The 23193-nt window shown below is 53.7% G+C and carries 16 protein-coding genes and 1 riboswitch; of the genes, 13 read left to right on the top strand and 3 right to left on the bottom strand.

Annotated elements, in window-relative coordinates:
• Positions 1-751: 751 nt before the first annotated feature.
• Positions 752-2215 (bottom strand): aminoacyl-histidine dipeptidase, encoded by a 1464-nt coding sequence (locus RDM37_RS00680; RefSeq protein ID WP_308554292.1) that lies wholly within the window; start codon positions 2213-2215, stop codon positions 752-754.
• Positions 2216-2378: 163 nt separating this feature from the next.
• Between RDM37_RS00680 and RDM37_RS00685 the strand changes: the two genes are divergently transcribed.
• From RDM37_RS00685 to RDM37_RS00710, 6 genes are all read left to right on the top strand, one after another.
• On the top strand, positions 2379-2594 hold the full coding sequence (locus RDM37_RS00685) for a hypothetical protein (RefSeq protein WP_308554294.1): 216 nt from the start codon (positions 2379-2381) through the stop codon (positions 2592-2594).
• Between the two features lie 42 nt (positions 2595-2636).
• A complete protein-coding gene (locus RDM37_RS00690) occupies positions 2637-3266 on the top strand; it encodes an OmpH family outer membrane protein (protein ID WP_308554296.1) in 630 nt (209 codons plus the stop codon).
• Between the two features lie 77 nt (positions 3267-3343).
• A complete protein-coding gene (dapB, locus tag RDM37_RS00695; protein ID WP_308554298.1) occupies positions 3344-4069 on the top strand; it encodes a 4-hydroxy-tetrahydrodipicolinate reductase in 726 nt (241 codons plus the stop codon).
• A gap of 27 nt (positions 4070-4096) precedes the next feature.
• A complete protein-coding gene (gene lepB, locus RDM37_RS00700; RefSeq protein WP_374043008.1) occupies positions 4097-5515 on the top strand; it encodes a signal peptidase I in 1419 nt (472 codons plus the stop codon).
• Entirely contained in the window at positions 5499-5984 is a 486-nt protein-coding gene (locus RDM37_RS00705) for a S26 family signal peptidase (protein WP_308554299.1), read from the top strand. The genes lepB and RDM37_RS00705 overlap by 17 nt, the downstream gene beginning before the upstream one ends.
• On the top strand, positions 5978-6631 hold the full coding sequence (locus RDM37_RS00710) for a WbqC family protein (RefSeq protein ID WP_308554301.1): 654 nt from the start codon (positions 5978-5980) through the stop codon (positions 6629-6631). The genes RDM37_RS00705 and RDM37_RS00710 overlap by 7 nt, the downstream gene beginning before the upstream one ends.
• Here the strand turns inward: RDM37_RS00710 and RDM37_RS00715 are convergent.
• Together RDM37_RS00715 and RDM37_RS00720 are read right to left on the bottom strand one after the other, a co-directional pair.
• Positions 6628-6972: a hypothetical protein gene (locus RDM37_RS00715; RefSeq protein ID WP_308554303.1), complete on the bottom strand. Its 345-nt coding sequence runs from the start codon at positions 6970-6972 to the stop codon at positions 6628-6630. The genes RDM37_RS00710 and RDM37_RS00715 overlap by 4 nt on opposite strands.
• Positions 6973-7200: 228 nt before the next feature.
• Entirely contained in the window at positions 7201-11166 is a 3966-nt protein-coding gene (locus tag RDM37_RS00720; RefSeq protein WP_308554305.1) for a choice-of-anchor J domain-containing protein, read from the bottom strand.
• 1088 nt (positions 11167-12254) lie between these two features.
• Here RDM37_RS00720 and RDM37_RS00725 point away from each other — a divergent pair.
• The 7 genes from RDM37_RS00725 to thiE all read left to right on the top strand — a co-directional run bounded on the left by RDM37_RS00725 (position 12255) and on the right by thiE (position 23191).
• Positions 12255-12836: a TetR/AcrR family transcriptional regulator gene (locus tag RDM37_RS00725; RefSeq protein ID WP_308554307.1), complete on the top strand. Its 582-nt coding sequence runs from the start codon at positions 12255-12257 to the stop codon at positions 12834-12836.
• 16 nt (positions 12837-12852) lie between these two features.
• On the top strand, positions 12853-14235 hold the full coding sequence (locus RDM37_RS00730) for a TolC family protein (RefSeq protein WP_308554309.1): 1383 nt from the start codon (positions 12853-12855) through the stop codon (positions 14233-14235).
• 34 nt (positions 14236-14269) lie between these two features.
• On the top strand, positions 14270-15331 hold the full coding sequence (locus tag RDM37_RS00735) for an efflux RND transporter periplasmic adaptor subunit (RefSeq protein WP_308554312.1): 1062 nt from the start codon (positions 14270-14272) through the stop codon (positions 15329-15331).
• 16 nt (positions 15332-15347) lie between these two features.
• On the top strand, positions 15348-18455 hold the full coding sequence (locus RDM37_RS00740; protein WP_308554314.1) for an efflux RND transporter permease subunit: 3108 nt from the start codon (positions 15348-15350) through the stop codon (positions 18453-18455).
• A 446-nt stretch (positions 18456-18901) separates the two neighbouring features.
• Positions 18902-19003, top strand: a riboswitch (TPP riboswitch).
• Positions 19004-19132: 129 nt separating this feature from the next.
• Entirely contained in the window at positions 19133-19333 is a 201-nt protein-coding gene (gene thiS / locus RDM37_RS00745; RefSeq protein WP_025883295.1) for a sulfur carrier protein ThiS, read from the top strand.
• Between the two features lie 41 nt (positions 19334-19374).
• Entirely contained in the window at positions 19375-21147 is a 1773-nt protein-coding gene (thiC, locus tag RDM37_RS00750; RefSeq protein WP_308554316.1) for a phosphomethylpyrimidine synthase ThiC, read from the top strand.
• Positions 21148-21169: 22 nt separating this feature from the next.
• Positions 21170-23191, top strand: a complete 2022-nt coding sequence (gene thiE / locus RDM37_RS00755) for a thiamine phosphate synthase (RefSeq protein ID WP_308554318.1) — start codon at positions 21170-21172, stop codon at positions 23189-23191.
• Positions 23192-23193: the final 2 nt, after the last annotated feature.

A 23193-nucleotide genomic window follows, 5' to 3' on the forward strand; every position in this document is an offset into this window, starting at 1 on the left:
AAAAAGGACGTACACCCCAAACGCTCTTACCTCGTTCCCGACGTTTAGGTGAGACTCACATTGGGATGTACGTCGTTTCTTGCCTTTACAGCAAGCGTGAAGAGTAAACCTCAATTCGTTCCATTACAGAATATAGCCTTCAATTAAAGGCAGCTCGAGTGTTTACCTCTTCTACCGCAAAGGTAGTGATTATATTTCAAAGGGAAAAGAGCAAACTCCCCGAGTTCGTACTGCAAACGCAGTATATAGCCTATAATTAAAGGCAGGCCGAGTGAACCTGCTCTTTCTTACCACAAAGGTAGCAACTATCTTTGAGACAGACAACTGGGCTTGAATTCAAAAGAGCAGATTTATGTAGCTCTGCTATTTAACCAAAGTGAGATCTAAAAGACCAGAGCCAGCTTCCTTATGAAAACTGGCTCTTCGTGCGAACAATCACAGGTCAACTGTCGACTGCTCTTATGCCACAAAGGTAGCAACTATCTTTGAATCCAGCAAGCTCTTCTTTATGGAGTGTTGAGACGCTTGGTGATTACAGAGCAATGTGGCATGTAGGAGAGTTCAGTCGCAAGAGGCTCTCTTATTACCTTCTCACTCTCTATCAATGGGACCTTGACGGGGTCGCTGAAGCACCTTCGATCATGCTCAACGAGTGATGCCTAGAGCACAGAAAGCTCAACCGCATCGCTGCGACTGAGCCTTCTCGTTGTTTTTATTCTGCCGATTGGCAGGTCAGCAATCTTAGCTATGATTACTTGCGCTTAGGAGCGTTCTTGAGGATCGCTACGAGGTGGCGCCAGAACATCTCCACCGTCTTGATCTCCATACGCTCTGCGGGTGAGTGTACGTCACGCATCGTCGGGCCGAAAGAGACCATGTCGAGGTAAGGATACTTCGCGAGGAAGAGTCCGCACTCGAGACCTGCGTGGATAGCCTTGACCTCAGGATCCTTGCCGAAGAGCTCACGGTAGGTGCTCTCAGCAACCTTTAGAATCTCAGAGTCGGGGTTCGGTGCCCAGCCGGGATAGCCGTCACGAACCTCTGTGCGTGCACCTGCTAGCTCGAAGAGAGCGAGGAGCATATTGCCCACATCCTCCTTGAGCGACTCGGTAGAGCTGCGCTGGCTTGTCTCGATGCTGATCACATTGCCTTCCTGCATCTTGACACTGGCTAGGTTGGTAGAGGTCTCTACGAGTCCCTCTAGCGAGTGGCTCATGCCCATCACACCGTGAGGACAAGCGTAGAGCGTGCGGATGACCGTGTCAGCCGTCTTCTTGTCGACGACCTCCTTAGGGGTTGTGGTTGTCTCCACACGGAGGTTGACATTAGGATCGACCTTCTTGAGCTCATTGCGGAACTCAGCGTCCATCTCGTTTGCCCAGATAGCTAAATTCTCCTTGCGATTGGCAGGGATCGTGATGACAGCCTTAGCCTCACGAGCGATAGCGTTGTGTAGATTACCACCATCAATCATAGCTAGGCGCATCTCGGGCACCTCCTTGAGTACCTTATATAGGTAGCGCACGAGGAGCTTATTGGCATTGCCTAGACCGACATGGATGTCGCCACCACTGTGTCCGCCCTTGAGACCGCTTACCTTTACCTCGAGAGCTATCTGCCCAGCGGGCGTAGCCTCTGTGGTGTAGTCAAAGAAAGCCATTGTACCCATACCGCCAGCGCAGCCGATGAACATCTCGCCCTCATCCTCACTATCGAGGTTGATGAGGATGCGCCCCTGGACGAAGCCTGGCTCGATACCCATGGCACCGGTCAGACCAGTCTCCTCATCTACTGTAAAGAGGCACTCAACGGGTCCATGCTCTACGGTGGGGTCGGTTAGGACAGCTAGCCCTGCAGCGACACCAATACCGTTGTCAGCTCCTAGGGTCGTACCCTCAGCGTGAATCCATCCGTCGGTGATCTTGGTCTTGATAGGATCCTTGTAGAAGTCATGCTCTACGTCACTATTCTTCTCGCAGACCATATCTACGTGACCCTGGAGGATGATGGTCTCGCGGTCCTCCATACCAGGCGTCGCACCCTTGCGGATGACGATATTACCTGTCTTATCCTGCGCATAGTCTAGGTTATGCTCCTCGGCAAACTTCTTGAGGAAAGCCAGTATCTGCTCCTCATGCTTGGAGGGGCGAGGGATCTTGGTGATTTCGTAGAAGTGCTGCCAGATGGGCATGTGAGTTAGATCTGTTATTTGCATCGTTTATTGCTTTGAAAAGTTAGAATATAAGCTTGTTAACTACCGCACGATATCAGTTTGTCACCTCAAATGCGTGCGTAAGTCCGACAAAAGGTATACCTTTGTCTACCTAAGAGGTGTAGCACTATGCTACTCTCCCTCTGCAAATATACTAAGAAAAACTATGAAACTCATCATCATATCCATAATCCTCATCGGACTCGCCGTAGTTCTGCTCGCCTTGCGACTGATCGTCAAGGGCGACAAGAGCCCTCAAAGCTCTCATATAGAGGATAGTAAAGCACTTAAGAAGAGAGGTATAGGATGCGCCAACAAGCAGATGGCGGAGCTGGCTACAAAACAAAACCTAGCCGACCGCCTAGCCGATGATCCCCAATAACCCTCTCTCCTATCACACTCGTCAATCAACACTACAACTTATATGAACCAGAAATCAATCCTCCTACTCTCCTTACTTGTTGCGTCTCTCCTATTCGGTAGCTGCCAGAAGAAGCAGTCCGATGGGCAGACCGCTAATTCAGAGGCACTCACAGAGAGCACCACAACTGGCGATCATGCGCTCAAGATAGGCGTCGTATCTCTCGACTCGCTCTACAAGAACTACGAGTACTATGTCGATGCAAATAAGCAGATAGAGGCTCAGGTCAAGCGTAATCAGCAGACCCTCGCCAACAAGATGCAGCAGGCGCAGAAAGCCTATGCGAGCTATATGGAGAAGGCTCAGAAGGGGCTCTTCACCTCTCAGGCTCAGGTCGATGCCGAGGAGAAGCGCATCACCGCTATGCAGCAAGAGGGCGCTCAGCTGGAGCAGCGCTACACCGAGGAGGCGATGAAAGCACAAGCAGATGCACAGAAGGCTCTACACGATGAGGTGACCGCTCAGCTCAAAGCCTTCAACGCGGACAAGAAGTACGACCTAATCCTCACCTCCGTAGGTCTGGAGGGGGTCATGTACGCTGGCGAAGGCTTTGACATTACCCAAGAAGTCCTCGACTTCCTCAACGCTGCCTACCAAGCTAAGTCTAAGGAGACTAAGGAAGCTAAGAAGTAAAACCCTACACGACGTGTGCTGTGAGGAGACATATCGCTCCTCACGCACACCTGCTTATCAAACCGCTACTAACTACTATGAAAATCGCTATACTCGGATACGGACGCATGGGGCACATGATCGAAGAGATCGCCACCCAGCGCGGACATCAGGTGGTCGCTCGTATAGATAAGGCTGACGCTGCCCTACTGGAGGATGGTTCTCTGCGAGAGGCCGACGTCGCCATTGAGTTTTCCACCCCTGAGAGTGGCTACCAGCTTTGCCAAGCTGCCCTAAAGGCGGGATTACCCGTAGTCACGGGCAGTACGGGCTGGAAGGAGCAACTAGAGGAGCTCAAGACAGAGGTGCAAAGCTCTGGTCGTGGGGGACTCTTTGCTGCGTCCAACTTTAGCCTCGGGATGAATCTGATGATGATCCTCAACGAGCAGCTCGCACAGCTCATGGCTCCCTATCCCGAGTACACGCCACGCATTCAGGAGACGCATCACATACACAAGCTGGATGCACCGAGTGGCACTGCGATCACACTGGCCGAGGGGCTGATCGAGCAGACCCCCTCGCTACATGACTGGCATCTAGGCGTAGAGACGCACGATGGGTCTCTCGGCATCGAGGCAATCCGTGAGGGCGAGGTGCCTGGCATCCACTCCGTCATCTACCACTCTGACATCGACGAGATAACGCTGCGCCACGAGGCTTATAGCCGTCGGGGCTTTGCGCTAGGAGCCACCCTCGCCGCCGAGTATCTCCTACAGCACCCCGTAGGCGTCTGGTCTATGCGTGACCTCATCCTACACAAATAGTCCTACCCATACAGACCCTTTCACGCTATGAAAATCAAGCTTCACTGGCAAGAGAAGACCCTCTTTCAGAAGATTGTAGCCATCGTCATACCGATCCTCTACCTCCTCTTCTGCATACTCTGGGCGGGCCCCTTTTGGTTGGTCTTCCTCCCCTTTATTCTGGACTATTACTTTACCAAGCTCATCAATTGGTCTTGGTATCGCAACATCAAGAACAAGACGTTGCGGGGCTTCGTCTCGCTACTGGCAGACCTCCTCTGGGCGGTCATCGGCGTGCATCTGCTCAGCATCTTCTTCATTCAGAATTTTGCCATCCCCACCTCTTCACTGGAGAAAACGCTCCTCGTGGGTGACTACCTCTTTGTGGACAAAGTGACCTACGGCCCCCGTATGCCGATGACTCCGCTGCAGGTACCACTAACGCAAAACCGCTTCCTCGGTCGTGAGTCTTACCTCAGCAAGCCACAGCTATCCTACAAGCGCCTCAAAGGAATCCGAAAGGTACAGCGTGGCGACTTGGTCGTCTTCAACTTCCCCACGGGCGACACCGTCACAACCAAGGTGACTAACCCCGACTACTACTACCTCAAGCAGATGTATGGCGGACGGGCTGCGCTGGAGGCTCAGCCAGAGGTCTTTGGTAAGATCGTCTACCGCCCCGTGGATCGTCGTGACCACTATGTGAAGCGCTGTGTGGGACTACCGGGCGACCTCATCGAGATACGCAACAACGACATCTATATCAATGGCAAGCTACAGGCGCGCCCCGAGCAGATGCAGCTCAACTACTGGGTCTGCACCCGTGGAGGACGCTTCTCCGCTGAGGAGCTTAAGCATCTAGGCATTAGCCTCGATGACCAGCATGTGGTCTCCGCATCACAGCTCACGACAGCCGACCTCGAGGAGATGGGCTTAGCCGGTGTCGATCCCAGCGATCTGCAGGCACTCTACTTGCTACCTCTTACGGAGACTATGCGCCAGCAACTAGCCAGTGATAGCCGTGTCGCTAAGATCGTTGTGTCGCAAGACCCCAATACCAATCTCTACCCTGTAGGCTACAACCTCGGCTGGACCCGTGACAACTATGGTCCACTACAGATACCACGCAAGGGGCTCACCATCGAGCTTACGCCCGAAGCCTTAGCACTCTACAGCCGGTGCATACACAACTACGAGGGGCACGCTCTCGAGCAGCGTCCCGATGGCACCATTCTCATCGACGGACAGCCTGCTACGCACTACACCTTCGGGATGGACTACTACTATATGATGGGTGACAATCGTCACAACTCTGCCGATAGTCGCTACTGGGGCTTCGTCCCCGAGGATCATATCGTAGGGCGCCCCGCTCTCCTCTGGCTCTCGCTAGACAAGGATCTAGGTCTCTGGGGCGGCAAGATACGCTGGAGACGTATGATGCACACGATACATGGCCAGCCACTCTGACATAGCGACGAAGAGACGAGCCACCTGGCTACGCTGGGTACTTCCGATGATCATGGTAGGACTCATCATCGTCGGACGTCTCTTCTTCTTTGTCTATCGCCAGCCCACACCCAGCGGTACCAGCTATCACCTGATGAGCCGCATCGCCCAGCCACATCGAGGCGACAATGTGCTCCTCACGCTAACAGCCGACAGCTTAGCTGGGAGCAAGCTCATGCTACGAGTTGTGGGCGAGCCAAGCGATACCCTGCGCTTTACAGAGGGCAAGCTCCTAGTCCTGGGCAAGCGTGGCCGGCAAACCTTTATTATGCCACTCCCCCAGCCTTTACAGCAAGGCACTTACGAAGTGGTCTTGGCACCAGATGAATACTGGCTCCTAGCCAAGCCCCCGCTCACGGCAGAGACGATAGACTCGCGCCACCTCGGACCGATCCACCGCTCAGAGATCACAGCGACAGTAATATGGTAGTGCTCCCCACGGCATACGCTCCCTCGGTCGCCTATATGAGCTATCTACTGGACAGCTCCACGCGTATTGAGGCGCACGAGTATTATCAGAAGCAGACCTACCGCAATCGCTGCGCCATCGTAGGTGCCGAGGGGGTGATGAAGCTCTCTATTCCCGTCCTCGCGGGCTCCTCACAGCAATGCCCTATCCAGTCGGTGCAGATCGCTGAGCATGACAACTGGCGGCACAAGCACTGGTACACCATAGAGACCTGCTACGGCGCATCACCTTACTACGAGTACTACGCACCCGACCTAGCACCCCTCTACCTCGACAAAGCGCACCGAGCCACATCGCTCTATCAGCACAATCAGCGGCTCATCACGCGCATCTGCCAACTCATCCACCTTCCCTACCAGTGGCAAGAGACGGAGCAATATGTCGGTGCCTCAGCTGACCTGTGTTCACAGCTTCTGCCACCCATCGCCACCGCCAGCACAGACACCGAAGAGGCTATCGTCTCCGTTCCGTACTACCAGGTCTTCGCCGGGTCGCTCGGCTTCGTCGCCAATCTCAGTATCCTTGACCTGCTCTTCAATATGGGTCCCGAGTCGCTCCTCGTCTTGCGACAGCTCCACGACCAGCTATCGGGCATCTCGCTTCTCTAGGGATTAGCGTAGCCATTGGCCACAACCGCCGTCATAAAGACGCCGAAGATTAGGACGAAGATTATAAGCCAAAAGAAAGAGATACAGGCCCCTGCAATGGCTAGACCTCGTGGCTTACGAAAGATGCCAATAGTAGAGAAGATGGCTCCTAAGACCCATACAATCCAGCCTACGACGGGAAACCAGCCTACGACTAGGGCGACAAGCGATAAGGCGAAGCCCGTCGTCCCTAGAGAGTTCTTGCGCGGAGTCGGCACCACGTTCTGGACGTAGACATTTGTAACTGGCTTGTTCTGTTGCTCCTCATTTCGTTTTTCACAAGGAGGAGTATTGACTTCCATAGGAAACTAGTTGATAATGGTTCGTGAAACCAAAGATACGAAAAGCTATCAACAGAACGTAGAACGTAGATTCAACTATCAAATGCTCCTCACGTGGAGGCAATAGAAACACGCCCCAGCTCTAAAGATAGAACTGGGGCGTGTTTCTATTTGTAGTGTGTGACTCACCGCCACACGCTCTATTGGAGACTGATGACTTTTGCAACAGTCTCTATTGGTCAGCGAGGCTTACTGCTTGTCAAAGGGAAGCGTAGCCACACCACCGTCTGTCATCTGTAGACGGATATAGTAGCGAGCTGCTGCCAGTGCCGACACATCAACCCTACTGCAAGCCTCACCGCTCATGACGAGTAGCCCGTCTGCGGTATAGATCCAGTAGTTCTGACATGGAAGTGATAGGTGCAGCTCAGTCGTAGCCACTGTCGGATAGACATAGACAGGTCGTAGAGGCTCGAGGCTCTCCACGGCAGTGTCCTTTTGAGCTAGCAGACGCACCAGCTTAGACACCCCACCTCTAGTCTGCAGAAGTAGTGCGGCAGCACGGTCACGCTCTTGCTTCGTACTAAAGCCGACGGCTAGGTCACCGCCCTCTGCGGGGAGCTTCAGAGCAGATAGCTTGAACTCCTCCATCAGCTTGCTCGGCTCCAGGGAGACTGTCACCTCCTTATTAGGATGCTCTACAGAGACCTGTATCGTCTGTGGCGGGCAAGGCACATTAGGCTTAAAGATGAAGTTGACCATCTCTGGGTTAGCCTGAACCACCGGCAGATCTGTACGCCCAAAGGTTACATCATCTACCATAAAGGTGAGCGAAGTGCTCGTGCCACCCTTAGGGCTGTACATCGTAAAGGCAACGTAGAAGTTGTCATCGATCTGTATTCCCTCCACCTTAGAGAGATCCACACAGTAGTCATACCATTTCTCTGGCTCCATCTGAGACACGAGCAGGAGCTTCGTAATGTCTAGGAATTGGGGCTTGACACCACCCGCACCATCAGGTGTTAGGAGGTAGACGCCAAACTGCTCCTGACCATCTTGCGTCGGCAGCTCATAGCGCAGGCGGAAGGTCAGATACATACTCTGAGCCTTAGCCTTAGAGAGTAGCGGAGAGATCAGCCACGCCTCCTGCTCACGAGCATCATCCTGGTCTAGAGAGTTGAAGAAGCTAATCTGGGCGCAAGTCTCTTCGACTGCCTGAGTAGTCTTATTTTTCTGCTCCCAGCCCTTGAAGGGACGATCAGCAAGCGTCGCAAAGCTCTGCCACCCCTCGAGGTTAATGCCACGTGTGTGACGCTGAGCATCGAAGTACTCCTCCAGGCTACCCTGCGCCTCCTTAGCATCCACGAGCATCATCGCCTGAGCAATCGTTTTGATACTCTGACGCGCCTCAGGAGCAGACTGCGTGAGTAGGATCTGGGTTAGCGTAGCCTCGGCAGAGGAGCCGTTGACCACCTTAAAGCGTGTAGGACGATGTGTGCCGACCTTGTAGGCACCACTCTCTAGGGTAGCCTTCGTCCAGTGACCGCCACCATCGATTGTGTAGTATAGCTCTAGACCATCCGTAGCGGGGAGGAGCTTCACATGGTCGATACCATTGACTAGTAGCTCATCGCTCTCCAGTCGGCCATCCTTACTGATAGAGACCTTGCCAGCCTCTACCCATGAGCCACTGAGGTAGTAGTACCCCTTGTCAAAGCGGTGATACCCCGTCCAGTTGTCGCCCTTAAAGCGATTGTCTAGAGGCTTATCCTCAGCAAAAGTCTCCATCCACTCAGCCGTCTCAGCCTTAGCCTCACCAACGATCTCTACGACGAGAGGCTCCATGCAGGCTGTCGTCAGTGTTAGGGTCGCTTTGTAAGTACCCACCTCTCGTGGAGCGAAGGTCACTTTTACCTTATTATTAAGGACCTTCTTCTGAGTTGGTGAATAGAAGAAGCTACTCGTACTACTCTTGAAGTAACCACTCTCAGAGGCGGTCTCTACCTTGACCTCTTGGATTACGCCCGTCACGTCAAACTCTAGCTCCATCTCATCCATCTCACCCACTGTGCAGACGAGAGTCTTATTAGGAGTCTTGTCAGAGAGCTTGACCATAGGAGGCGTAGCAGGGTCGATGATATAGCTATTGATACGGATCGTAGCCCAGCCATTCGTACCATCGTACTGAACCGAGTAGGGCTTCGTACCATAAGCTCCGCTGATGTAAGCACCAGGCTCACTCGCTTGGATAGCGTAGGCAACCTCCGTGACCTGATGACCCGCAGGCAGTTCGCTAGGCGTCAGGGTAAAGGTGCCAGAGGGCGTCGTTATATTGGGCTGTACCTTACCCATGCTCATAGACTGTACGAGCATCGTACCCTGGATCGGCTCTGTCGTCTTGCCCTCACGATAGATGGCGTGTGGCAATACGGAGACAAAGCGATCCTGTGCGTGTAGCTTTGTCAGACGTAGCAGAGAGCAGTCGTCCACCTTGACGAGACTACCGGCAGAGACCTCTACCCCAAATCGGAAGTAGCGAGCTCCCTCGGGAACAACCGTCCTAAAGCGAAGCTCATCCCATGCCTTGCGCCACTCGATGTATCTATCACTTGCGATAAAAGCATCCTCAGGTGTCGCAATGGGCTTGCGGTCCGCATCCAACCACTGGCAGGCTAGACGCAGCCCATGATTATCTGCAAAAGGCTCCTGCACCGAGTAGTGCAGCATACCCTCGAGGACACTGCCTGGAGCCATAGAAAACTCCTTAGCATCTATGTCTATCTCTTGATAGAGCTGAGCGGTCTCAGTAGAGGCCGTTTGATCAAGTCGGACAGCAAAGCCCGTGTTGCTGTTATACCCCTTAGTCTCCTTCATCACATTCCCCTTGTAGCTCCAAGAGGTAGGACGCTCAGCCTCATCAAAGTTGTAGAAGAACTGATCTACCAGTAGCTCTTGATCCTCCTTAGGTTCTGGTTTACCAGGAGGAGGTGTCACGCCACCAGTTGTTGCGGTACCTTGGAGCGGTATCTGTAAGATCGTTCCCGAGGCATTCACCTCGATAGAGGCTGTACGCGTGCCCTCTGCTGTAGGGGTAAAGGTCACGGAGATACCACCTCCATGATTGTCAAAAGTGTTTCCTGTCTTGATAGCAAAGTCCCCCTTGTGCGTACCTGTCAGGGTGACTGTAGGCGTCTCTATCGCATTCTGTACAGTGATGCTGGTCGCTTTTTCTACCGAGGTCTCCCCGACAGCTACAGAGCCGAAGTCTAGACTCTCAGGCATAGCCGATACTTTAATCTTAGCACTAGCACCTGTGGCTGAGGCCTTAAGCGGTATGTCAACCTTTGTCTTGCCAGCCACCACGGTGACAGATGCGGTAATATTGGGGTTACCATTCTTAGGAACGAATGTGACGCTCAGCTTACCACCCGTGGCGGTGAGCCCTCCAGAGAGTGGCTTCAAGAGAAAGTCCTCCTTGTTGATCCCCGTGAGGGTCGCCTCGGGTGTTCCTGAGAAGTTCTGAATAAAGATCTCTAGCTCCTTGGTAGCACCTACCTCGCCAGCAGCCACCTCGGAGAAGGTCAACCCCTCTGCGGGATTGTAGCTGATCGCCACCTCTGTCGAGGGAGCCTTTAGCTCTATATTCTTCAGATAGTAGCCCGCCAAGTTACCCTGTGAGCCTTCATTGACAAAGGCTATGAAGCCCACGCCCGTTAGCCCCGTAGGGATCGACACCGAGGTCGGTGTGAAGTCCTGCTTAGTATACTGATGCTCATAGAGCGTTTGAAGGGTCTCACCGCTCTTGTTGATGAGCAAGATGCGAAAAGGCGAATTTCCCTTTACCAGAGCCACTTTTAGGTCGAAGGTCAAGCTCTTACCCCCGATAGCATCCAGGGCTAGCGGACAGGTCACAAGGTAACTGCTGTAAGGCGCCTTGACCGAAAAGCTTGATGCCGAGCAGGCAAACCAGCGGTCCTGTGCATCCCCTCCCCACTTGACGGAACTATTGCTATATAGCGAGTGCCAGGTTGTCTCTAGTGCAGCCTTGTAGCCACTCTGCAGGGAGAGAGCCGACTGCGGACTATCCTCCGTGAGGACTGAAAAGTCGATACCCTCTGGAGGTGTACCGCTCTGTGCAAAGCTCGACCACGAGAGCGACACCAAGAGTGTCACAGCAAGTAGGAGCTTCATAATCATCGTCTTGTGATGCTTCATAAGCTTTTGCTTGTTGTCAATTACATATATAGAAATGTGGCGCAAAGGTAATACTATTTTCAAAAAAACCACACGAGCACTATCTAGAGAGACTCATCCATACCCGCCGACAACGGATGACTTGTCAGTATGATAAACAGGGCTGACGCATTATAATCGCTCTGTCAGGAGCTACACATAGCGACAAGCGAGGCGTAGATGAGGTCACTATATATAATGTGTCAGCCCGGCCCTCTAATTTCTAACCTCTAATCTCTAACCTCTAACCTCTAATCTCTAATAACATATCTTTACAGGGAAATTCGTCCGATTCCCTCCTTTCTCGAATATCCACGTGGAAAATCTCAAATCTCCACGTGGATATTTTTTATTTTCCACGTGGGCGTCATTCATTTCCTCCGAAGTTTCATTTGATTCCTCCGAGGAATTTTTTATTTCCTACCTGGGAAATAAAAATTCTCCACGTGGAGATTTTGAAATATCCACGTGGAAATCACTTTTCCCCTACACGGTGTCGTTTCGATATGTAGTCGGCTCTAAATTATTGTAAGACCCCAGCGTTGAATTTACCTAGCCAGAGCCGATGTATCATAGTCGTTTTTTTCAGAAACTGCACATGAGCGACAAGCACGGCATAGACGAGGTCATTATATTATAATGCGTCAGCCCTGGTATGATAAAGACGATTCTTTCGATTGTTCCCGGAAACAATAATAGCCACGTGGAAATCATCAAATCCCCACGTGGCTATTTTTCTTTTTCCACGTGGATGCGAATCATTTCTTCCGAAGTTTCATTTCATTCCTCCGAAGTTTCATTTCATTCTTCCGAAGAATTTTTTCTTCTCCACGTGGGGATTTTCGATTTCCTAGGTGGGGATTCTCTTTTTCGACCTAGATGCGCCTAAATACAAGCTTTTCGTCACTTGAAAGGACGATCTAGTCCGACTGTTTCTCCTTCTTTTCACCAAATATCCGAGAATAAACTACACTGATTACACTTTTGTGTTGGAAAAAGTGTACCTTTGCGTCGTAATATAAGACGAAACAGTTCTAGTTGCGAATGCAAACATATTAAATATGGATGGTATGAATACAAATAGTCGCAAGGATAAATATGTAGCCAAAGCGATCAGCATACTCAAGCAAGAGGGCTTCAGACTATCGCTCGATGAGATGGCTACCAAGATGGGGATCACAAAGAAGACCCTCTACAATAACTTCAGCTCCAAGGAGGAGCTGCTCAAGGAGTGCGTGCACGCTATCTCGGAAGACTTCCAGCGTGTGCTCTCGATACTCGATGACGAGGAGGTGAGTGCCATAGAGAGCTTGACAAAGTGCTTCGCACAGCTAGACGAGCTCTTCGTAACGCTGAACCCCGTCTTCTTCTCCGACCTGATGCGTAGCAATCCCGACCAGGCGATGCTGGAGCATGTCATGGGGTCTAACTACTTCGGCGAGAAGATGACGGCCAATCTACAGCGGGGCGTCCGGACGGGTCTCTATAGAGCCGATCTAGACATCCCCTTCGTATGCGAGTATATGTCTTACTCGATATTTGGCTTTTACATACAGGCGGTGATTCGCAGTAAGCCGTTGCCCACGGGGAGCTACTTCGCCTCCATACTACAGTATCACTTACGGGCTATCGTCTCGACACAAGGGAATTAGTTTACACACCACAATCATGATAAAATCTAATCGTCGCATCGGGCTGCTCCTCATCAGCCTGCTCCTGCTCGTAGCCTCAGGCTATGCTCAGGAGAGCTACTCGCTACAGCAATGCCTCAACTATGCTGTGCAGCACAATAGTAATGTCAAGAAGTCTTCCTACGATCAGGAGAAAGCTAAGCAGGCTCGCAAAGAGGTGATCGGAGCTCTGATGCCTCAGATCAGCGGGTCGGCTGCGCTAAATGACAACGTAAAGAAGGCTAAGTTCATCATGCCAAACTTTATGAACAATATGCTCCCCGAGAATATGCGCAAACCCAACGCTTCGCAGTATATGACCATCGAGATGGGCACGCAGTACAGTGCCAACGCAGGCGTCGCTGTCAATCAGCAGATTCTCAACATGTCGCTCTTTAACACGCTCGACATTGCCAAGGTCTCCGAGCGTATGGCGACGCTGGCTGCGACCTCGACCGAGGAGGATGTGATCGCCCAGACGGCGACACTATATTATGGAGCTCAGGTCACACAGTATGCCGCCGAGCAGATGGGGCATAGTGTAGAGCTAGTGGACAAGATGCTCCGCACGATGGAGGCTAGCTACTCCAGTGGTCTAATCAAGAAAGTAGACGTGGATCGTCTCAAGGTCAACCTGACCAACCTCAAGACACAGCAAGCAGCAATCGAGAGCGGGCTAGAAGTTCAGAAGAACCTCCTCAAGCTACAGATGGGACTAGAGGTCACAGAGCCGATCGTGATAGCTCCGCTAGACCTAGATTTACTAGCTCAGCAGGAGATCGCCGAGAGTGGCGCAGCAGCCTTTGACCCCGCACAGCATATCGCCTACCAGCAGCTACAAGAGCGTGAGAAGATGGCTCAGCTACAGGAGCGCTCTAAGCGGTATGACTACATTCCTACCCTATCTCTCGCCTTCAATGCGCAGTACAACTACATGAGCGACAAGCTCTTTGGCGGTGGCAACACGCAGTACAGTTACCCGACAGCGATGCTGGGGCTGAGCCTGCGGGTGCCTATCTTCAGCGGTCTCTCTCGTCTCTCTAAGGTGCGCGAGAGTCACATGGATCTGCTCAAGGCGCAGGAGGATCTGCGCTCCCTCGATCAGTCGCTCCGCATGGCGCATCTCAACGCTTCGCTCAAGCTACAAGACACTCAGCGGACGATCTCACTGCAAAAGGAAAACCAAGCCCTCGCAGCACAGGTCTTCGACCTAGCACAGCAAAACTTCACCCTCGGTGTAGCTTCGCTATCAGATGTGCTCAATGCGAGTCAGTCGCTCGTGCAGGCGCAGATGACCTACGCCAACGCCCTCGGTGACTATATCAAAGCCTACATAGATCTCAAGAAGAGCAAGGGCGAGATCAGAGACCTTATGGAATAACAGAACAACTCAATAGCATCACACTTATATAGTTATGAAACGAAAAGTCTATCTACCGATAACCATCGTGCTAGCTATCGGACTCATCGTACTAGTCCTAGTACTGAACAAGCAATCCACCACCGCCAAGACACAAGCCCTCCTCGCTGAGGAGTCGGCCGTGGCTGTACGCACAGAGGTAGTCAGCGAGAGCAACTATACCGCAGACTTCACCGCCAATGGACTCGTGGAGGGTGTGCAAGATCTATCCTTCGTCTCCAGTCTCGGCGGACGCGTCGTCTCGCTCTATGCCGACGAGGGGGACCATGTCTCCAAGGGCAAGCTCCTCATACAGCTCGATGCCGAGACACTCCGAGCCGATGCCGAGTCTAGTCGTGTGGCTTACGAAGCGGCCAAGAAGGACTACGAGCGCTTTCAGCAAGCGCACGATCAGGGCGGTGTGACCGACCAGCAGCTCTCGACGATGCACACGCAGATGGTCGCAGCCCAAGGACGATACATATCTAGTCGCAGTCGCCTTACCGACGCCTCTATCAAGGCGCCTATCTCAGGACAGATCTACAAGCGCTACGTAGAGGTCGGCAGCTATGTCAACCCAGGCACGAAGCTCTTTGACATCGTCGATGACTCGCAACTCAAGGCTAGTTGCTTCGTAACTGAGCGCCAGCGTCTACAGCTCACCAAGGGGCAGGCAGTCTCCGTCGAGAGTGAGCTTTACCCAGGTCAGACGATCACAGGCAAGATTTCTATGGTCGGTGACAAGGCAAACCATGCGCTCGCCTTCCCCGTGGATGTAGCACTAGACAAGCAAAGCGCCGAAGGGATTCGCCCTGGTATGTATGTTTCCGTATCCTTCGGCAATCAGCAGGAGACACATGGTATCTTGATACCCCGCCGCGCTATCGTCGGCAGCGTCAAGGATGCCCACGTTTATGTCGTAGAGCAGGGCGTGGCTAAACAAAAAGCGATCACCGCTGGCTCTCTCATCGGTGACCGCATCGAGGTGCTGAGCGGGCTACAAGCTGGCGACTGCGTCATCGTAGCCGGACTCATCAATGTATCGGACGGACTTCCCGTCAAGACCATCAACGAGTGACTTAGCGGACCACAGCATGAAAATCGTAAAGTTATCTATCCAACGACCCATCTACGTCACAGTACTCTTCATACTGCTGACCGTGCTGGGGTACTTGAGCTTCAAGAGCTTGAGTGCAGAGCTGATGCCTAAGTTTACACCGCCTCTGCTCAACGTACAGATCATCTACCCAGGCGCATCGCCTAGCGAAGTGGAGAACTCGCTAACGCAAAAGGCCGAGGAGGTGCTCTCCAGTATGGAGGGCATTGACCAAATGCAGTCCTACTCTTTCGAGGGTATGTCGATGATTATGGTCTCCTTTGACTTTGGCACCGACATAGACAAAGCTATGACCGAGGCGCAAAACCGTCTCGCCGCCAAGCGTGCCGAGCTGCCTCGCGAAGTTTTTGCCCCTCGTATATCTAAGGTATCGGTAGACGAGAAGCCGATCCTGATTCTCTCCGCCAGAGCCGACATCGGCTCCACAGAGCTCTACGACCTTGTGGACAAGCGCATCGTCCCCGAGCTATCTCACATCAAGGGCATCGCCAATGTAGACCTCGTCGGTGGTGTAGAGCGTGAGATACAGATCAACCTTGACAAGGGACGCATGCAGGAGTTTGGCATCACACCGATGATGGTGCAGGGTGCCATCAGAGCGTCCAACCTAGACTTCCCAACTGGTTACCTGCAGAGCGACGAAACGCAGATGGCCGTACGTCTCTCGGGCAAGATCACCTCTATCGAGGAGCTACGCCGACTCATCCTGCGCAACGTCTCTGGGACACCTATACGTCTAGAGGATGTCGCTGAGGTGGTAGACGGCGTCAAAGATCCCGTCAAGATGGGACGTGTCAATGGTCAGGAGGCGATTCTACTCAACATACTCAAGCAGTCCGATGCCAATGCGCTCCAGGTGAGCGAAGCTGTCGGTAAGCAGATCCAAAGCCTTGAGGAGCAGTACGCCTCTGAGGGACTCAAAGTGGAGGTAGCGCAAGATACGACCACCTTCACACGCAATGCCATCAGCTCCGTGCTGACCGACCTGCTCCTAGCGATCCTACTCGTATCGCTCGTGATACTGCTCTTCCTGCACAACGTGCGCAATGCGCTCATCGTGATGGTCGTCGTGCCAGTCTCGCTCATCTCCTCCTTCATCGGGATGCGCATCTTCGGCTTCACGCTCAATATGATGTCGCTCCTAGCCCTCTCACTGGTCATCGGGGTCCTCGTCGACGATGCCATCGTGGTCATCGAGAATGTCTACCGCCACATGGAGATGGGCAAGAACCGTGTCCGAGCCACTTGGGATGCGCTCAACGAGATCGGTCTCACCGTCATCTCTGTGACCCTCGTCCTCGTGGTGGTCTTCCTACCAATCATCTTCACCTCTTCGCTGGTCTCGGACATCTTGCGTCAGTTCTGCGGAGTCATCGTCATCTCCATCCTCTTCAGCCTACTCGCGGCCCTCACCTTGGTACCTCTGCTCACCTCTAGTCTGGGCAACATACAGCCGCTACGTGACGACCGCCCGCTGGGTCGTATGCTCACAGGCTTCGAGCGTGGCATCAGTCGCTTTGCCGATGGCATTTCGTCACTCACACGCTGGGGACTAAGCCATCGCTGGGCTTTGGCAGGCATCGTTGTCGTGCTGATGGCTGCGGTGCTGGTGCTCTTCCCCTTGGGCTTTATCAACTTTGAGTTTCAGCCCTACATGGACCGCCAGGAGTGTATCATACAGCTCGAGATGCCCAAAGACATCTCTATGGCTGAGTCTAACCAGCTCGTGCGCAAAGCTGAGACGTGGCTTATGCAGCGACCCGAGGTGGAGAAAGTGGTGACCATGGTCGGACTAACGAGTGACAACAGTCAGAGCAATAAAGGCACCCCTTACCTCGCTGAGCTAGATGTCAAGCTGCGGAAGATGCCCGAAGGTACCGAGTCCTACGTGGCTCGTATCCGCAAACCTCTGACCGACTACCTCGTTGATGCGCGTATCAACGTCTATAGTGTGAGCATGACCGGGACCGTCTCCAAGGCGGCTGTCGAGTACATCATCTCAGGGGCGGACAAGGACTCCGTGGCTCGCTATGCGGACAAGGCTTTGACGCTCCTCAGCTCCATCCCCGGAGTCATACAGCCTACTCTTTCGGTCGAAAACGCTACCCCCGAGATCCTCGTGCGGGTGGATCGTGATAAGATGTCCAATCTAGGGCTAACGCTAGACAACGTGGGGGGTATGATGCAGACCCTCTTCCAGGGCAATGACCAGCTCCGCTACACGCAGGGGGACTACGAGTATGCGATAAATATACGTGCCGACAAGGCCTCTCGTCGCTCCATCGAAGATGTAGCAAGTCTCACCGTCGCCAATCCACAAGGCGACCTGATACAGCTGTCGCAGTTTGCCGATGTGACGCTCGGCATCGGACCTAGCCGCTTGGAGCGCTTCAACCGCAACAGCTCGGTGACTCTGCGTGCACAAGCCTACGGCGTGCCAGCAGGCGCTATCGCCAAGCAGTTTATGAGCCAGCTCAGCGAGGAGCAGATGCCCCAAGGCGTACAGATACAGACCGCAGGAGATATGAAGAAGATGGCCGACTCGATGAGCGTCCTCACCACCGCTATACTGCTCTCCCTACTCTTCATCTACCTAGCCCTCGTCCTACTGTACAACAACTGGACAGACCCGCTCGTCGTCATGATCGCTATCCCGCTATCTATCGTGGGGGCGCTCCTAGCCTTGGCTATGAGCAATACTGCTATGAGCATCTACGCTATGCTCGGCATGGTGATGCTGATCGGTCTCGTTGCCAAGAATGCGATCCTACTGGTGGACTTTGCCAACGAAGCTCGTGGCGAAGGCTTGCCCGTGGACGAAGCACTCATTCAAGCGGTCAAGCTACGTACCCGTCCGATCCTTATGACGGCACTATCGACCATCATCGGTATGCTCCCCGTAGCACTCTCACGTGGCTCGGGTGCCGAGCTACGTACCGGTATGGCGTGGGTCATCATCGGCGGTATGGCGCTCTCCACGTTGCTGACGCTGATTGTCGTTCCCGCCCTCTACAAAGCTTTCCACGCTAAGCAGCGCACCAGCAGCAAGCCAAAGGTCGATATAGAGGCACTGATGCAGGAGTAACCCGCACGGGGTAGCAACCCGCATCGACTTAGTTCGTTTCTCGTCACGCCTAGGAGCAACCGCACTCCTAGGCGTGACTTTTTTATGTTCTTCTCGTCAAGAGGAGAGTTTTCCTACCTTGGAAATTTTTGTTTCCTACCTTGGAATCGAAAAGTTCCTCCGTTGGAACTAAAAAGTTCCTCCGCTGGAACTAAAGAGTTCCTCCCTTGGAACTTTTTAGTTCCAAAAGGGGAACAACTTTTGGAACTCGCATATATAACAAAATCAGCACGATACGAAGAACACAGACGACGTCTGCGCTCTATGGATACTCCTAGATAAGAGTTAGCGAGGGGAGGGCATTGTTGCAAGAGAAGACCAACAACCACTCGGCGTGTAACGGCCTCCGCCGAATCGAGGAGCTGCAGGAGGGTTGGCTACTCTGATATTTTTTCACTACCTTTGTGGGTGACTCTTAGGGGTGCCATAGTGCGACTGCATGGTGGCTGAGATGAGACCCTCGACCTGATCCAGATAATACTGGCGTAGGCAAAGAGAACCACTACACGCTGACCGTGCAGACTCTCATACTGGGACACCCTACTTGTCAAGCCTCGTTGGCCTTGGCAGTACACACTAAGAGTTTTACATACCAGACTGATGAAGGTATGTAGGCTCTTTTTCTTTTTATATGGCTTATGCAAGTAACGATCAATAAGACTCCCCACGACCTGCCTGCAGGTACCTCGCTACTAGAGGCGGTATCGCCTGTCGTCGCTACGCTCGACCACACGGCGCTAGCGGTCAACCATCGTGTCATACCACGTGACGCCTGGCCTACGCACCAGCTCTGCGAGGGTGATGCTGTCACGATCATTACCGCAGCAATGGGTGGCTAAAACACTCCTCTTCTTCCAAACACACTTAATCTCTTTACTCTATGAAGCAAAAAGATCAAACGGACAATCTAAACATCTCTCAGGGTCCACTCCCTGGCTCTACTAAGATATATGTCACGGGCTCTCGCCCCGACATTCGCGTGCCGATGCGTCGCATCGCACTCTCTGATACCATCGACGAGGAGGGTGTACGGCACAACAACGGCTCGGTCGTGGTCTACGACACCTCGGGTCCCTACACCGATCCCGACTATCATGTCGATTCGCACCAAGGGCTACCTAAGATACGCCAGCAGTGGATCGAGGAGCGTGGCGACACGACGAGACTGAAAGAGCAGAGCTCGGAGTATGGTCGCAAGCGGAGACAAGACGCTTCGCTAGATCATCTGCGCTTTGCCCATCTCAACGACCAGCCGCTCGTAGGCACCGAGGAGCATCCTGTCACGCAGCTATACTATGCGCGTCAGGGGATCATCACCCCCGAGATGGAGTATGTCGCTATCCGTGAGAATCAGCTCATGGACGAGATCCGAGAGCAGTACCCGCAGCATCTAGGCGAGAGCTTTGGGGCTAATATCCCGGAGCGCATCACCCCTGAGTTCGTCCGCGATGAGATCGCTGCTGGACGAGCTATCCTTCCCAACAATATCAACCACCCCGAGAGCGAGCCGATGATCATCGGACGCAACTTCCTCGTCAAGATCAATGCCAACATTGGTAACTCGCCCATCACCTCCTCTATCCAGGAGGAAGTTGAGAAAGCGGTCTGGGCTATCCGCTGGGGAGCTGACACCATTATGGACCTCTCTACGGGACGCAACATCCACGAGACGAGAGAGTGGATCATTCGCAACTCGCCAGTACCCGTAGGCACCGTGCCTCTATACCAAGCTTTGGAAAAGGTCAAGGGACAGGCCGACAAGCTCACCTGGGAGCTTTACCGCGACACGCTCATCGAGCAGGCGGAGCAGGGTGTCGACTACTTCACCATCCACGCCGGCTTACGCTGGCAGTTCGTTCCGCTGACGATGAAGCGCCTCACGGGCATCGTCTCTCGTGGCGGTGCCATCATGGCGAACTGGTGTACGACGCACAAGCGTGAGAGCTTCCTCTACGAGCACTTTGACGAGATCTGTCAGATCTGCGCTCGCTACGACGTAGGTATCAGTATCGGTGACGGCTTGCGTCCTGGCTCTATCGCCGATGCCAACGATGAGGCGCAGTTTGCCGAGCTACGTACGCTGGGCGAGCTTTCTCGCATTGCGGACAAGCATTGCGTTCAGGTTCTCATCGAGGGGCCTGGTCACGTGCCTATGCAGCGCATCAAGGAGAATATGGACTTGCAGCTAGACCTTTGCAACGAAGCACCTTTCTACACGCTCGGGCCGTTGGTCACCGACATTGCCCCAGGCTATGACCACATAACTAGTGCCATAGGTGGTGCTATGATTGCGTGGCGCGGCACAGCGATGCTCTGCTACGTGACCCGCAAGGAGCACCTAGGTCTGCCCAACAAGGACGATGTCAAGGAGGGTGTCGTCACCTTCAAGCTGGCAGCCCATGCGGCTGACCTTGCCAAGGGACACCCAGGCGCTTACTACCGCGACTACGCTATGAGCAAGGCACGCTATGAGTTCCGCTGGAAGGATCAGTTCCACCTAGCACTCGACAGCGAGACCGCACTCCAGTATCACGACGAGACGCTACCCGCTGAGGGGCACAAAGAGGCACACTTCTGCTCGATGTGTGGCGAGCACTTCTGCTCGATGCGTGCTAGTCGTCAGCTGCAGAAGCGCATAGAGGACGACAAGTAATCAGCAAACCGCCCGACGCCCCATGATCGTCATCACGCCGCCCGAACGTCAGTATGTAGAAGATGTAGCCCGCGACATCGTTGATGTCGTAAGAAGTTGCATCTGTAAGGTACACCTGCGCATGCCGGGAGCCTCTGAGGCTGACTTTAGGCAGGTCTTAGACAATCTAGAGCCCGCCTATCACCCGTATGTCGTGCTGTGTGATCACTATGCGCTACTGGCGGAGTATGACGTGGCGGGCGTCTACCTACCCTATCGTCGTGTGGCGGAGTGGAGGGATATACCTCTCGCTCCTCACCAGACGATAGCGGTCGGTGCGCATTCACTTCAAGAGCTACAGGAGCTGCCCTTCACACCAGACTACGCCTTGCTCAGTCCGCTCTTTGACAGCATTAGCAAGGAGGGCTATCAGGGCAACCCCGCCTTACTCTCTTGTCGGGAGGAATTGCTCAAGCTCCCTTACCCTGTCTACGCTCTCGGGGGCATCACCCCCGAGCGACAAGAGACCGTCGCAAAGGCGGGCTACGCTGGAGTCGCGGTGCTGGGAGACATCTGGTCGCAACCGCAGGAACAACGACAAGAGCGTCTAGATCAGTACGAAACGCCCGCCATCCTAACCGTTGCGGGTCACGACCCCACATCGGGAGCTGGCATCAGCATAGACACCCGCATCGCAAATGATCTGAGCGTGCAGTGCTACAGCGTTATCTCTACGCTCACAGCACAGAGCCTGCACCGCTTCGTCTCCGCTACCGCTACGCCGTCCTACCAACTTCAGGAGTCGCTGACGACGCTCCTCACCGACCACCCAGTCACCGTGGCTAAGCTCGGTATGGTGCAGGACTTACAGCAGGCGGTGCAGATTGTTGCGCAGATGAAGGCGCTGGGCGTCAAGCGAATCATTTGGGACCCTATCCTCCAGCCCACAGCCGCCGAGGAGACGCAGTCCCGCCTTTGGACAGAGGAGCAGGACCAGCTCGCCACCCTATTGAATGAAGTGAGCCTCGTCACACCCAATAAGCCTGAGGCTCAGGCACTCTTTGGCACAGACGATCCCGCAGAGCTCCAGCGCATCGCTCAGGAGCACGGCGTGGCTATCCTCCTCAAGGGTGGGCACGATACCACTTCGCCACATCTTGTGGTCAGCCATCTGATCACCCGTGATGGCATCCACCCCTACTACACGCATCGCTACGACAAGTCGATCCACGGCACTGGCTGTATGCTCTCCGCAGCAATCGCCAGCTACTGGGCCATGGAGTACAGCCTCGTAAGCTCTGTGCAGCGGGCTTGCCACTACCTCGCCGCTATCTTTTCGGGGCAACCAGACCGTTCCGGGCGACAGCTACTTTACCCCAAGTTTCTTTCAGGGAATTGGAAGAAGCAGCATCTGTACTTTGACTTTGATCTACAGTATGTGACCAACGAGTCAGATCCCGACACATTATATAATAAGGTATCCCAATACCTCGAGGCGGGCGGGCGCTGGGTGCAGCTACGACTCAAGGAGGCGACCACCGAAGAGCGCATCGAGATGGGGTTGCGCCTCCGCACACTGACCGATCGCTACCATGCCTGCTTGCTCATCGACGACGACATCATTGCTACCATCGCTGTGGACGCTGACGGGGTGCATCTCGGCAAGCGCGACTGCCCTCCGCAAGAGGCGCGACGCATCCTAGGCGACGAGTACATCATCGGCTATACGGTCAATAGCCTTGACGACCTACCGCCTGCCTTGGCGGCCGACATTGACTACATCGGCGTGGGACCCTATCGAGACACACAGACCAAAGCGCTACTCGCTCCTATCTTGGGCTTAGAGGGGATCTCGCAGATCGCTCAGCAAGTCAAAGAGACGAACCGACATTTCTTCGTTCCTCACATTGTAGCTATCGGAGGCATACAGCCAGAAGATGCTGATACACTCTTTAGCAACAAACGCATTGACGGCATCGCCGTGAGCGGTGCCATCGAGCACGCCACCGATATGGTCTATACCGTATCGCAGTTACTGCGTGACACATCAAGCTTTCCTAACTAGAC

The sequence above is a fragment of the uncultured Porphyromonas sp. genome (assembly GCF_902489635.1).
Lineage (GTDB): Bacteria > Bacteroidota > Bacteroidia > Bacteroidales > Porphyromonadaceae > Porphyromonas.

Bases quoted from the DNA above. Each gene is read 5' to 3' on its own strand.
- RDM37_RS00680 (WP_308554292.1), bottom strand. From the start codon at position 2,215: ATGCAAATAACAGATCTAACTCACATGCCCATCTGGCAGCACTTCTAC.
- RDM37_RS00685 (WP_308554294.1), top strand. From the start codon at position 2,379: ATGAAACTCATCATCATATCCATAATCCTCATCGGACTCGCCGTAGTT.
- RDM37_RS00690 (WP_308554296.1), top strand. From the start codon at position 2,637: ATGAACCAGAAATCAATCCTCCTACTCTCCTTACTTGTTGCGTCTCTC.
- dapB (WP_308554298.1), top strand. From the start codon at position 3,344: ATGAAAATCGCTATACTCGGATACGGACGCATGGGGCACATGATCGAA.
- lepB (WP_374043008.1), top strand. From the start codon at position 4,097: ATGAAAATCAAGCTTCACTGGCAAGAGAAGACCCTCTTTCAGAAGATT.
- RDM37_RS00705 (WP_308554299.1), top strand. From the start codon at position 5,499: ATGGCCAGCCACTCTGACATAGCGACGAAGAGACGAGCCACCTGGCTA.
- RDM37_RS00710 (WP_308554301.1), top strand. From the start codon at position 5,978: ATGGTAGTGCTCCCCACGGCATACGCTCCCTCGGTCGCCTATATGAGC.
- RDM37_RS00715 (WP_308554303.1), bottom strand. From the start codon at position 6,972: ATGGAAGTCAATACTCCTCCTTGTGAAAAACGAAATGAGGAGCAACAG.
- RDM37_RS00720 (WP_308554305.1), bottom strand. From the start codon at position 11,166: ATGAAGCATCACAAGACGATGATTATGAAGCTCCTACTTGCTGTGACA.
- RDM37_RS00725 (WP_308554307.1), top strand. From the start codon at position 12,255: ATGAATACAAATAGTCGCAAGGATAAATATGTAGCCAAAGCGATCAGC.
- RDM37_RS00730 (WP_308554309.1), top strand. From the start codon at position 12,853: ATGATAAAATCTAATCGTCGCATCGGGCTGCTCCTCATCAGCCTGCTC.
- RDM37_RS00735 (WP_308554312.1), top strand. From the start codon at position 14,270: ATGAAACGAAAAGTCTATCTACCGATAACCATCGTGCTAGCTATCGGA.
- RDM37_RS00740 (WP_308554314.1), top strand. From the start codon at position 15,348: ATGAAAATCGTAAAGTTATCTATCCAACGACCCATCTACGTCACAGTA.
- thiS (WP_025883295.1), top strand. From the start codon at position 19,133: ATGCAAGTAACGATCAATAAGACTCCCCACGACCTGCCTGCAGGTACC.
- thiC (WP_308554316.1), top strand. From the start codon at position 19,375: ATGAAGCAAAAAGATCAAACGGACAATCTAAACATCTCTCAGGGTCCA.
- thiE (WP_308554318.1), top strand. From the start codon at position 21,170: ATGATCGTCATCACGCCGCCCGAACGTCAGTATGTAGAAGATGTAGCC.